Annotated in this window: 11 protein-coding genes; 6 read left to right on the top strand and 5 right to left on the bottom strand. The window is 69.0% G+C overall.

Annotation, left to right across the window (positions count from 1 at the left end):
* Complete coding sequence (locus JK358_RS35345; protein WP_201956974.1) at positions 1-840, bottom strand: SDR family oxidoreductase; 840 nt, start codon at positions 838-840, stop codon at positions 1-3.
* A 151-nt stretch (positions 841-991) separates the two neighbouring features.
* Here JK358_RS35345 and JK358_RS35340 point away from each other — a divergent pair, with 151 nt between their 5' ends.
* Positions 992-2,173: a hypothetical protein gene (locus tag JK358_RS35340; protein WP_201956962.1), complete on the top strand. Its 1,182-nt coding sequence runs from the start codon at positions 992-994 to the stop codon at positions 2,171-2,173.
* A gap of 28 nt (positions 2,174-2,201) precedes the next feature.
* On the opposite strand, the gene JK358_RS35335 is transcribed toward JK358_RS35340, so the two are convergent.
* Together JK358_RS35335 and dxs are read right to left on the bottom strand one after the other, a co-directional pair.
* Entirely contained in the window at positions 2,202-3,005 is an 804-nt protein-coding gene (locus JK358_RS35335; protein WP_201956959.1) for an enoyl-CoA hydratase, read from the bottom strand.
* A 118-nt stretch (positions 3,006-3,123) separates the two neighbouring features.
* On the bottom strand, positions 3,124-5,064 hold the full coding sequence (dxs, locus tag JK358_RS35330) for a 1-deoxy-D-xylulose-5-phosphate synthase (RefSeq protein WP_201956957.1): 1,941 nt from the start codon (positions 5,062-5,064) through the stop codon (positions 3,124-3,126).
* A 144-nt stretch (positions 5,065-5,208) separates the two neighbouring features.
* Here dxs and glsA point away from each other — a divergent pair, with 144 nt between their 5' ends.
* The gene (gene glsA / locus JK358_RS35325; protein WP_201956954.1) at positions 5,209-7,077 is read left to right on the top strand and encodes a glutaminase A; all 1,869 of its coding nucleotides are present in this window, start codon (positions 5,209-5,211) and stop codon (positions 7,075-7,077) included.
* 95 nt (positions 7,078-7,172) lie between these two features.
* Complete coding sequence (locus tag JK358_RS35320) at positions 7,173-8,594, top strand: amidase (protein ID WP_307817891.1); 1,422 nt, start codon at positions 7,173-7,175, stop codon at positions 8,592-8,594.
* Between the two features lie 64 nt (positions 8,595-8,658).
* On the opposite strand, the gene JK358_RS35315 is transcribed toward JK358_RS35320, so the two are convergent.
* Positions 8,659-9,615 (bottom strand): helix-turn-helix transcriptional regulator, encoded by a 957-nt coding sequence (locus JK358_RS35315; RefSeq protein WP_201956942.1) that lies wholly within the window; start codon positions 9,613-9,615, stop codon positions 8,659-8,661.
* 112 nt (positions 9,616-9,727) lie between these two features.
* On the opposite strand from JK358_RS35315, the gene JK358_RS35310 reads away from it, so the two are divergent.
* From JK358_RS35310 to JK358_RS35300, 3 genes are all read left to right on the top strand, one after another.
* Entirely contained in the window at positions 9,728-10,867 is a 1,140-nt protein-coding gene (locus JK358_RS35310; protein ID WP_201956940.1) for an epoxide hydrolase family protein, read from the top strand.
* Positions 10,868-10,955: 88 nt separating this feature from the next.
* The gene (locus tag JK358_RS39690) at positions 10,956-11,474 is read left to right on the top strand and encodes a helix-hairpin-helix domain-containing protein (protein WP_232852442.1); all 519 of its coding nucleotides are present in this window, start codon (positions 10,956-10,958) and stop codon (positions 11,472-11,474) included.
* A 135-nt stretch (positions 11,475-11,609) separates the two neighbouring features.
* On the top strand, positions 11,610-12,290 hold the full coding sequence (locus JK358_RS35300; RefSeq protein ID WP_307817890.1) for an SIMPL domain-containing protein: 681 nt from the start codon (positions 11,610-11,612) through the stop codon (positions 12,288-12,290).
* Between the two features lie 54 nt (positions 12,291-12,344).
* On the opposite strand, the gene JK358_RS35295 is transcribed toward JK358_RS35300, so the two are convergent.
* Complete coding sequence (locus tag JK358_RS35295; protein ID WP_201956937.1) at positions 12,345-12,575, bottom strand: hypothetical protein; 231 nt, start codon at positions 12,573-12,575, stop codon at positions 12,345-12,347.
* Positions 12,576-12,604 lie beyond the last annotated feature (29 nt).

The following is a 12,604-nucleotide window of genomic DNA, read 5'->3' as shown; positions in this document are numbered from 1 at the left end:
CTAGGGGCTGCCGTGGATGCGGGCGTCGTAGTCGGCGCGGGCGGCGCGGTCCACGTTCAGGAAAATCGAGTCGACGCCGAAGCGGTGGTAGATCGCGCGTTTGAAGCGGTCGGGGTAGAGGGTGCTGAGGCGGACGGTGAAGGCCAGAGCGCGCGGGACGGTGAGTTGCGGGCGGGGGCGGGCGATCATGTCCACGACACCGGCGGCGACCTCGGCGGGATCCAGGGCGCGCTGGCCTCTGGGTGTGCTTGTGCCGGAGACCAATTCGGTGGCGGTGAAGGAGGGCAGGACCGCGCCGACCTGGATGCCGCGGTCGCGCACCTCCATGCGGGTCGCCTCGGTGAAGGCGACCACGCCGGCTTTGCTGGCGTTGTAGAGGGCCAGGCCGGGGGCGGGGGTGACGCCGGCGATCGAGGCGATATTGATGATCTGGCCGTGGCCGCGCGGCAGCATGCGGCGCAGGGCCAGCTTCGTGCCCAGCATGACGCCGTGCAGGTTGACGTCGATACAGCGGGCCGCCTCGGTGTCGGGGACGGCGTCGGCCGGGCCGACCGGCATGATGCCGGCATTGTTGATCAGGACATCGACTGCGCCGCAGGTTGATTCGACGGCGTCGAGGAAGGTGGTGAAGGCGGCGCTGTTGGTGACGTCGAGGGGGAAGGCGGGCACGTCCAGGTCGGCCGCGGCCTTGTCCACCGCGACGGTGTCGATATCGCCGATCACCACCCGGGCTCCGGCGTCGCGGGCGGCGCGCGCGGTGGCGAAGCCTATCCCCCGGGCTCCGCCGGTGACGGCGACCACCTTGCCCGACACCAGTTCTCGTCGCTTCGCTGCGTTCATCGCATCCTCCACTCGGCGCGGCCTCGCCACCTCGACCATCCCACGCACGCCCGCCACATACATGCGTTTCGTTCGGTTTGCCGGGTTTGCGGGGGTGGCCATATAGTGCCTCGCGTCTGAGTCACAAGAGGTTTGCTGAAGAGGGGTGGGGATGGCGTCTGGGACTGACACGGGTGAGACCGTGGCGGAGCCGGTGGCCGCGGAAACGGTGCCACGACGGCGATGGCCCTGGGTCGCGCTGGTGTTCGTACTGGTCATGACGGTGGCCGCGGCGGCGGTGTGGCTGGTGGTGGGCAGGCCCACGCGGACACCGGCCGAGGTTGCGCGAGAAGAACTTCGGGTCGCCCGGCTGGAACTGATCAACGCGGCCGGGGCCCACTACGTCGGGCGGTTCACGGGGAAGAACGGGCAGAGCGCCGGGCTCGACCTGCGGGTGACGAATACCGGAGATGCTTCCGGGACCATCGAATTCGAGCCCGGGACGACGCTGAAGTATCTGCGGGCCGGCGGCAAGACCTTCGTGCAGGGCGGCCGGGAAGCGTTGCTGGCGCTCGGATTCAGCGAGGAGGGCGCCACCGGGTCGGCCGGTCGGCAGATTCTGCAGACGTCGTATCTGTTCGAGGTCGATGTGGTGGCCGAGCTGCTGCCGTCGACCCTGGGGCGCGGACTGGATCCGAACGCGGACAACCGGATTCCGGTGGATACCGGGCCGACCGCGACCATCGACGGGGCGTCGGCGACGGGTGTGGTCAGCGGCGCCGTCACGACCTATGTGGCCTCGAATCATGTCGTGCGGGTGGTCGATCCGACCTTCGACGTCCGCGTGACCCGGATGGACACGGTGGCGGTGGCGCAGCTGTACAGCAATCTGCGCACGACCGTCTCCATCCTCGACGACGCCTCCAATCTGGAGACCCAGGTCGTCTCCGACAGCGGATGGAGTACGCCCTGCGGGCCGCGGTGCAGTGCCGTCGCCACGCTGACCAGCACGCCGAAACCGTTCGTGAAGGTCACGCTGCCGGGCGTGACGCTGCCGGTGGACACCATCTTCGTGGCGTATCAGCTGGAGCTCACCATCGACGGCACTCCCCTGGACCGGCCCGACTGCTCCGGCATCGTGGAGATGCCGGGCGCGGGCACCACGACCGTGTCCTGCGCGTTCGCGGTCGGCCCCGGCGCGCGGATCGAATCGCGGCTCACCACGCGCCCGATCCTGGGCCGGGCCGCGGCCGACGATCTGGTGCGCAGCTGGGATACCAACGCCAAGTTGAGCAAGGACAAGGCCCGCTGCCCGACCACGTCGACCCGCGGCGAGCCGAAGACCAGCTGCTGAGTCGCGGCCCTGGCGAACCGGCGCGGCGTCAGTCCTCGAAAACCGGTGGGCGGCGGTCCTTCCGGGCGCGCATGGCCTCGTCGAAGTTGTCGGTGGTGAGGCGGACGTAGAGCTGCGCGGTGCCCTCGTGCTGCATATGGGATTCGTAGCTGCCCGCCTCCAGCCCCGACCACAGCATGCGCTTGGTGAGTTCGGTGCCGACCCGGCTCCAGCGGATGATCTGGTCGGCGGTGTCGTAGGCGGCCTCGAGCAGTTTGTCGGCGGGGACGACCCGCGACACCAGGCCGATGCGTTCGGCTTCCGCGGCGTCCACGTCGCGGCCGGTGAGCATGATCTCGTTGGCTCGGGTGGTGCCGATGGCGCGCGGCAGCAGATAGCTGATGCCCAGTTCGGCCGAGGTCAGGCCGTTGTTGATGCCCGCGGCCCGGAAGTAGGCGTCCTCCGAGGCGATGCGGATATCGGTGCCGACGGCCAGGCACAGGCCGCCGCCGATGGCCGCGCCGTTGATGGCGGAGATGACCGGCTGATGCATGCGGCGGATGGTCAGCATGACGTTGTTGAGCAGCTCCATGGAGCGGCGGGCGACGCTGGTCTTGGTGAGCCCCTCGACGCCGGGCACGCGGCCGGAATGCGTGAGATCCGCGCCGGAGCAGAAGCCGTGACCCGCACCCGTGAGGACCACGACTCGCACGTCGTTGTCGGCGGCCACCGCTTCCAGCGTCTCGCGCAGGGGGACCATGACGTCGAAGGCCATGGCGTTCATCCGGTCGGGCCGGTTGAGGGTGACCAGCGCGATATGCGGGCGTGGCTTGTCGACGAGCACGAAGGACATGCGGACTCCTGAACCAGAAAACTGCAACTTGTTCTAGAAAGTACGCGAGATACGGGACGCCGTATACGGAAAGCGGGCCGCCGATCCGAAGATCGACGGCCCGCTTCCGAAGGGAAACCTACTCGGCGGCCTCGGCCAGTTCGTGCGCGGCGGCCTCGGCGCCGGCGGAGTCGCCGAGCCAGCCGTGGATCCGCTGCGCCACCTCGCCGGGAGTGAGCCCGAGTTCCTGATGGATCTGCCCGCGCGAGGCGTGATCCAGGAACCGTTGCGGCACACCGAAATCGCGTGTCGGCACATCGAGACCCGCGGCACGCAGCCGCGCGGACACGGTGGAACCGATACCGCCGTGCAGGCCGCTGTCCTCCAGAGTCACCACCAGGCGGTAGTTCTCGGCCAGCTTCACCACCGTGTCCGACACCGGCAGCACCCAGCGCGGATCGATGACCGTCACCGAAACGCCTTCGGCCTCCAGCAGATTCGCCACCTTCAAGGCCAGATCGGCGAACGCGCCGACCGCGACCAGCAGCACATCCGCGTGTACCGAACCGGCCGAGGCGTTCTCGGCGTCGGGCATGCGCAGCACATCCACGCCGTCGAACCGCTCCACCGCCGAGATCTCCTCGGTGACAGTGCCTTTCGGGAAGCGGATGGCGGTGGGGCCGTCACTGATGTGCAGCGCCTCCCCCAGCTCCTCGCGCAGGGTTGCGGCATCGCGCGGCGCGGCCACCCGGATACCCGGGATGATGCCCAGCACCGACAGATCCCACATGCCGTTGTGCGATGCGCCGTCGTCACCGGTGATACCCGCGCGGTCGAGCACCAGCGTCACCGGCAGTTTCAGCAGCGCGACGTCCATGAGCAGCTGATCGAAGGCGCGGTTCAGGAAGGTCGAGTAGATGGCGACCACCGGATGCAGGCCACCCAGCGCCATACCCGCCGCGGAGGTCACCGCGTGCTGCTCGGCGATACCCACGTCGAACATGCGCTCCGGGAAGCGTTTTCCGAACGCCGACAGTCCGGTCGGTCCCGGCATGGCGGCGGTGATGGCGACGATCTCGTCCCGCTGCTCGGCGTGCGCGATGAGCTCCTCGGAGAACACCGAGGTCCAGCTCTTCGCACTCGATCCCACCGCTTCACCGGTCAAGGGATCGATACGGCCGATGGCGTGCATCTGATCGGCCTCGTGATCCTCGGCCGGTTTGTAGCCGCGGCCCTTCTGCGTGACCACGTGCACCACGACCGGGCCACCGAAATCCTTGGCGCGGCGCAGCGCCGATTCGAGGGCCACGGTGTCGTGCCCGTCCACCGGTCCCACGTATTTGAGCCCGATATCGCCGAACAGCTCCTGCGGCGACACCGCGTCCTTGATGCCGGTCTTGATGGCGTGCAGCATCGAATACGCCGAATCCCCCACGCGCGGAATGCTCTGCACGATCCGCTTGGTGGCGTCGAGCGCGTGCTCGTAGGCGGGCTGCATGCGCAGCCCGGCCAGCCGGTCGGCCAGGCCGCCGATGGTCGGCGCGTACGAGCGGCCGTTGTCGTTGACCACGATCACCACCGACCGGTCCTGCCCGGCGGCGATATTGTTCAACGCCTCCCAGCACATGCCGCCGGTGAGCGCGCCGTCACCGACGACGGCCACCACATGCCGCTTCTGCCGGGTCAGCGCGAACGCCTTCGCCAGCCCGTCGGCATACGACAGCGACGCCGAGGCGTGCGAGGACTCCACCCAGTCGTGCGCGCTCTCGGCGCGGCACGGATACCCGGACAGTCCCCCCTGCTTGCGCAGGTCGTCGAAACCGTCCTTGCGGCCGGTCAGGATCTTGTGCACGTACGCCTGATGCCCGGTATCGAAAATGATCGGGTCGGCGGGCGAGTCGAAGATCCGGTGCAGTGCGATGGTCAGCTCCACGACGCCGAGATTCGGCCCGAGGTGACCGCCCGTCGCGGAAACCTTCCGCACCAGGAACTCGCGAATCTCCTCGGCCAACTCGCTCAACTCCGGTGCCGACAGCCGGCGCAGGTCCTCGGGCGTGTCGACCCGGGAAAGCACTCCCACGGCTATTGCTCCCTCCGGAAAACTCCTATGTTTGCAACAGTCTACGGAGCCCGTAGTGGGCTCGATCGCCAGGAATGGAACACCACCTGCGACATCGGCGTCCAATGTGACAGTGCCCACACGATACCCGGATACAGTGGCCTGATGGGCCCAGTCGATTCGGCCGCCAATGGCCCTGCTCCCGCCGGAAACGGGGTGGTCGCTCGCATAGTCGATGAGGTTTATCGCATATGCCTGAGTGATACCTCGGGTGATCTGGCCGACTACATTCCCGAACTGGCGGCGGTGCAACCGGATTCGTTCGGCATCTGCCTGGCTACGGCCGATGGGCGGGTCTACGGCAGCGGGGATCTGGAGACGGCCTTCACGATTCAGTCGATCTCCAAACCGTTCACCTACGCGCTGGCGCTCGCCGACCGGGGTGTGGCGGCGGTCGCCGAGCGCATCGACGTGGAGCCGACCGGGGAGCCGTTCAACGAGATCAGTCTGGATCCGAAGACACAGCGGCCCCGGAATCCGATGATCAACGCGGGGGCGATCGCGGCGGCCTCGCTGATCGAGGGGCGCGATGCCGCCGACCGGTTCGCCCGGATTCGGCGGAGCTACAGCCGGTTCGCCGGACGCGAGCTGACGATGAACGAGGCCGTGTACGCGTCGGAAGCGCGGACGGGGTACCGGAATCGGGCCATCGGATATCTGCTGCGGGGTGCGGGGATCATCGACATCGACCCGGATGAGGCGGTGGATCGGTACTTCCGGCAGTGCTCCCTCGACGTGACCTGCCGAGATCTGGCCATGATGGCGGCCACCCTCGCCAACAACGGCCTCAATCCGGTGACCGGGGAACGCGCGCTGTCGCGCCCCCTCGTCGAACAGGTGCTGTCGGTCATGACCACCTGCGGCATGTACGACGCCGCCGGAGACTGGGTGACCACCGTCGGGCTGCCCGCGAAAAGCGGTGTGGGCGGCGGCATTCTGGCCGTACTGCCCGGCCAGATCGGCATCGCGGTGTACTCGCCGCGCCTGGACGCGCACGGCAGCAGCGTGCGCGGGGTGAAAGCCTGCCGGGAGCTGTCGAATCGGCTCGGGCTGCACTTCCTGCATGTGACGCGGGCCGCGCACACCGCGATCCGCGCCGCGTACACGGTGACCGACGCGCCCTCGCGGCTGCGGCGGGACGCCGATGAACTGGCCGTGCTCGGACAATTCGGCGAACAGGCGCGCATATTCGAACTGCACGGCGACCTGCTGTTCGCGGGCGCGGAATCCACGGTGCGCGCGGTCGAGGACACACCCGGGAAACTCGAGGCGCTCGTCCTGGATGTGCGCGAAGTCGGCGATGTCGCCCCGGTCGCGGTGCGCATGCTCAACGATCTGCAAACCGAGCTGGCCGCCGCCGGAACCCGTGTGGCACTGGTGGATCCGGACGCCAAACTCGGGCATATGGCCTCCAGCCTGGACCCGGACGATCCGCGCGGACGCGTCTTCGCCGATCGGGACGCGGCGGCCGAATGGTGCGAGAACCTCGTCCTGGACACGTATCGCCCGGCGGGAGTGCACCCGCCCGCCGCCCTGCGCGTGGAACAGCACCCGGCCCTGGCCGCCCTGCCCGAAGACGAAAGACTGGAACTGGCCAAGGAATTCGAGATCCGCACGGTCGCCCGCGGCGAACTCATCGTCGCCCGCGACAGCCCCCGCTCCGGACTGTTCCTCATCCTCGACGGCCGCGCCCGCTTCACCTTCGACGACCGCGCGGGCCGCCGCCACCGCCTGGTCACGCTCTCGGCGGGTATGTCCTTCGGCGAGGTCCCCATGCTCGTCGGCGTCCGCTTCGCCAATGCCGCCTACGCCGAAACCACGGTGCGGCTGGCCGTCCTGCCACCGGAGAAATTCGATCTCCTCACCAGTCAGGCGCCGGAATTGAAACTGGCACTGCTGGAACGACTCGCGGCCGCAGCCTATGCCCAGGCCGAAGCCGCCGTCCGCGCACTCGCCGCGCACGGCGGAACCTGACCGCGACGGCGTCGTGGTGGGCGGAATGCCGCCGACCGGCCATGGCAGGCTGGGGGTGGACCCTGGCCGCGGGAGCTACCGGACGAGGAGCGCGTGTGACCGACGATGAGCTGACCTACCTGCCCACCACCGAGGCGCTGCGGCTGTTCCGCACCCGGGACCTGTCGCCGGTCGAGTTGATGAACGCGGTCATCGCGCGCAGCGAGGCTGTCGAGCCGGAGATCAACGCGTTCGCGGAGGAGACCTTCGAGGAGGCGCTCGTTCAGGCCAAGGCTGCCGAGATCGCTTACGGTCCGGGGGGAGCGCCGCGGCCGCTGGAGGGGCTGGCGGTGGCGATCAAGGAGGAGCAGCCGATCGCGGGACGCATCGTCAGCGAGGGGTCGCTGGTGTTCGCGGATCATCTTGCGGAACAGACGCATCCGGCGGTGGCGCGGATTCTGGCGGCGGGCGGGATCGTGCACGCGCGGACCACCACGCCGGAATTCTGCTGTGCCATCTTCACGCATTCGCGGCGGTGGGGGGTGACGCGGAATCCGTGGAACACCGACTACTCCCCCGGCGGGTCCTCGGGCGGGAGCGGGGCGGCGCTGGCCGCCGGGACGGCGATGCTGGCGACCGGATCCGATATCGCCGGATCCATTCGGCTGCCCGCCGCCGCCACCGGGACCGTCGGATTCAAGCCGCCGTACGGGCGGGTGCCCGCGGTGCCGCCGTTCAACCTCGACCCGTACTGCCACGACGGGCCGATGGCGCGGACCGTCGCCGACTGCGCACTGCTGGAGAATGTGATGGCGGGACCGCATCCGGAGGACGTCGCCTCCCTGCGGCCCGCCGTGCGGATTCCGGAACAGCTCGGCGATATCGCGGGCATGCGGATCGGATTCGCGCCCAACCTGGGCGACTGGGAGATCGAACCCGATGTGGCGGCCAATACCCGCGCCGCCGCCGAGGCCCTGCGGGAGGCGGGCGCGATCGTCGAGGAGATCGACGTCAGGTTGCGGCACAGGGACATTCGGCGCGCCGTGTTCAGCCATTTCGGTGCGATCTTCGGGGCGTACGTCGCCGGAGTGGCCGCCGAGTACCGCGACGAGCTGACACCGTACGCGCTGGCCTTCGCCGCCGACACCGCCATCGGCCCCGGCGACTATCTCGCGGGGCTCGACATCGAAGCCGCGGTGTACGGCGTGCTCGGGCCGCTGCTGGAACGCTACGACGCGCTGCTGTGCCCCACCACCGGCGCGGCCGGGCTCCCGGCGGGCGAGGATTTCGTCGACACCCGGCTCACCGTGAACGGTGTTGAGCTCGAACACTATTGGGATGTCGCGCTCACCCCGGTATTCAACATCGCCAGCCGCTGCCCGGTGTTGAACGTGCCAACCGGGCTGGGCCGCAACGGAATACCCACGGGGATGCAGATCGTCGGCCGCACCTACGAGGATGCGTCCGTCTTCCACATCGGCGCGGCGCTGGAGCGAATTCGCCCCTGGCCGCATCACCCGCCGGCCGAACCACGGTGAGCGAGCCCGCGGGGCGGAACTCACCCCCGGCACCAGAGCTGTTCGATATCGGGGTGGCGGGCTGCTAGTCGTCGCCGGTGGCTGTGCGGAAGCGCCGGGTCATGGTGCGCAGCGCCGCGATCAGTTCGGGTGAATCCATCACTTCGAAGTCGGCGTCGAGCATTCCTATATACAGGGCAAGCATTTCCGGGTGGTCGGAGCCCGGGGTGAATGCGCAGCGGTTGTCGCCCAGGGGTTCTACGTCGACGGGGATCGGGATGCGCCGGCGCACATGCTCGGCCGGGGCGTGCACGATGACGCGGGCGCGGAAACGCCAGGGGGCCTCGCCTGTTCCGCGTTCAAGGCGCTCGATGATCTCCGTGTCCGAGGGCAGCGCGCGGGGCGTGAAGCGCGGGCCGGTCGGGGTGCGCGGCAGGATGCGGTCGACGCGGAACGTGCGCCAATCCGCACGGTCGAGATCCCAGGCCATCAGGTACCAGCGCTGCCGGAGGCTCAGTACCCGGTACGGCTCGACCGCGCGCTGACTCGCTGTGCCGGAATGGGTTCGGTATTCGAAGCGCAGGCGTTCGCGATCGCGGCAGGCGGCGGCGAGGACGGTGAGTACCTCCGCGTCGACGCGGGGGCCGCGCGCGGGGACCGGCATCGCGTGCTGGAAGGCGCTGACCCGGTGCCGCAGCCGTGCGGGCAGCAGCTGTTGCAGTTTGGTGAGTGCCCGCAGGGAGGTCTCCTCCATGCCGGAGACGGAACCGGTTGCGGCGCTGCGCAATCCGATCGCGACCGCCACGGCCTCGTCATCGTCGAGCAGCAGGGGCGGGAGGGCTCCGCCCACGCCCAGGCGGTAGCCGCCCGCCACACCCGGGCGGGCCTCCACCGGGTAGCCGAGTTCCCGCAGCCGGTCCATGTCATTGCGAACCGTGCGCGTGGTGACCGAGAGCCGCGCGGCCAACTCCGGGCCGGTCCAGTCGCGGCGGGCCTGCAGTAGGGACAGCAGCCGCAGCAGCCGTCCTGAGGTCTCCAACATTTTTTCAGCTTAGCCGCCAATCGCGGAACGAACCTTTCCGCAATCGTTTCTATGGTTTCCCTGCAAGCCCGAAACGACCGTGATGCGATACCCCTGAGAGAACGGATCCCTGATGAGCACCGAGATCAAGCCCTTCCGCATCGACATCCCGCAGTCCGAGCTCGATCACCTGCGCGACCGGCTCACCCGCGCCCGCTGGGCCGGCCAGCTGCGCGGCACCGGCTGGGAACGCGGCATCCCGCTCGACGAAATGCACGACCTCGCCGACTACTGGCGCACCGACTTCGATTGGCGTGCACAGGAAGCCAAGCTGAACGCCTTCCCGCAGTTCACCACCGAGATCGACGGGCAGCACATCCACTTCCTGCATGTGCGCTCCGAGCGGGACGACGCGATTCCGCTGCTCATGAGCCACGGCTACCCGAGTTCGGTCGCCGAATTCCTCAACCTGATCGAACCGCTGGTGAATCCGGCCGAGGGGCAGGCCTTCCATGTGATCGCGCCCTCGCTGCCGGGCTACGGCTTCTCCACTCCGCTGTCCGGTCCGGGCTGGACCATGAGCCGCACCGCCCGCGCCTGGATCGAGCTCATGGCCCGGCTCGGCTACGACCGGTACGGCGTCCACGGCGGCGATGTGGGGGCGGGCATCTCCGGTGCGGTCGCGGGCCTGGACACCGAGCATGTGATCGGCATCCATGTGGTCACCGACCCGCTGACGGCGGCCAATACCGCCACCTTCATCCCCGGACTGGCCGACAGCCTCAACGCCGACGATCCGATCGACAAACTCATCCTCGAGCGCATGGACTCCTTCCACCGTGAGGGGTCCGGCTATCTCGCCATCCAGAACAGCCGCCCGCAGACCATCGGCTACGGCCTGGTCGACTCCCCCATCCTCCAATTGGCGTGGATCGCCGAGAAATTCGAGGAGTGGACGGATCTGCCCATCGACCGCGATCTGCTGCTCACCACGGTCAGCCTGTACTGGTTCACCGGCTCCGGAGTGTCGGCCGCGCACACCCTCTACGAACAGGCGCACTCCAGCGAGTGGGGCAATCCCGGCAGCGCCCCACAGGGTTTCGCGGTCTTCGGCGCGGATGAGACCGTGCGCCGGGTACTTCCGGCACCGGCCGACGCGCACTGGACCGAATTCGAACGCGGCCTGCACTTCCCGTCCATGGAGGCACCCGCCGAACTGGCCGGGGATCTGCGGATGTTCTTCGGCGCGATCGCGCACCCGGGACGACCCTGAAACGGGGCTGTCGGAGTCGGCCGCCTCGCCCACCGCGCCGCGGCCGATACGATGGCGATCCGGTCCCACCGGCTGGCAAGCTCGAACCATGACCACCCTCGGCCAGCTCCGCAAGACGGCGCTCTCCTTCCCCGAGACCACCGAGCGGGCGAACGCCTCCGGCGCGATCACCTTCACGGTGCGCGACACCGAATTCGCCACCTTCACCAGCGACCAACACGTGGAGCTGCGACTCGTCGCCGAGGACTCCGACCGGGTCCGCGCCGAACACCCGACCGCCGCACCGATGACCGGCGGCGTCCGGGTTCCGATCACCGACATCAACGGCCAGCAGCTCAACCACTGGGTGCGCCGCGCCTGGCTGGCCCACGCGCCGAAGCGGCTCGCCGAACAGAACGCCGCCGCCGACACCGCCGTGGCAGGCCGGGTCGGCGATCTGCCCAAGGCCATCGGCAACCCGGCCACACGAGCCCTCGTCTCCCAGGGGATCACCACCCTCGCCCAGGTCGCCGCGCTCAGCGAGGCCGAACTGCACGCGCTGCACGGCGTGGGGCCCAAGGCGATTCGCATCCTCGCCGAGGCGATCGCCGCCGACGGACACCGCTAGCCCCGGACGGCGGTCCAGCACCGCGAGCAGCCCTCGGCCACAGCGCCGCGCCGCAGGTCACAGGCGCGGCGAGGGCGGTCGCGGGGTGGGCGTCGGTAGCATCGGCAGGGTTGTATCGACGACCGAGGAGAGCGCGTGACCAGCACCGACCAGCAGCCCGGCACGATCACCACCTTCGGCACCGGCAGCGCGAGCGCCACCCCCGACATCATGCGGGTGACGGTGTCCATCGAAACCCACGCGGACACGGTGGCCCTCGCCTACGCCGGAGCCGGCCGGCACACCGACGCGGTCATCAAGTCACTGCGCGGTGACAACGTGCAGGGCCGCGACATCTCCACCAGCGGTCTGTCCGTACGCACCGACACCCAGTGGACCGACAACCGCGAACGCATCATCGGTTACATCGCGAGCACCTCGCTCACCGTCACCCTGCGCGAAATCGGTTCCGCCACCACCGAATCCGCCACAGTCGGCCCGGCCGCGATCATCGCCCGCGCCGTGGAGGCGGGCGGTGACGACGTCCGCCTCGGCGGCCTCACCCTCACCGTCGCCGACGAGGAATCCCTGCTCTCCAGGGCCCGCGACGCCGCCTACGACCACGCCCTCGTCAAGGCCCAGCAGTACGCCAACCGCGCCCACCGCACCCTCGGCCCGGCCCTGGAGATCACCGAGAACACCTCGGCCGCACCAGGTCCCGTGCACAACATCGCCTTCGCCGCCAAGAGCGCGCCCATGGGGGCGTCCCCGGTCCCCGTGGAACTCGGCGAGAGCGAACTGTCCGCCACCATCCGCGTCACCTGGCAACTGAACTGACGCCGCCGAACCAACACACTTCCCCACGCGAGCAGACCGGCCCTCGATACCGGGTCACGAGGCGATCATGCCGTGCGGTGGCCACTGCCGGTCGCGGCGGAAGCTGCCGATGATCCGGACCAGGGCACGGAAGATCACTCCATCGGTCAGCTGGTCCACCTGGAGTTCGGGGGCGGCCTTGTCGATGATCAGGGTGCGGTCGAGGTTGTCGGCCGCACCACCGACCGCGTATTCCACCTCGGTCGCGCTCTCGCGGATTCGCCTGTAGTAGATGAGAACCGCCATGATCGCTCCCCCGATGTGTGGATTTCGCG

This window comes from Nocardia acididurans (assembly GCF_016741815.1).
GTDB lineage: Bacteria > Actinomycetota > Actinomycetes > Mycobacteriales > Mycobacteriaceae > Nocardia > Nocardia acididurans.
This window is presented reverse-complemented; position numbering and strand designations above follow the sequence as displayed.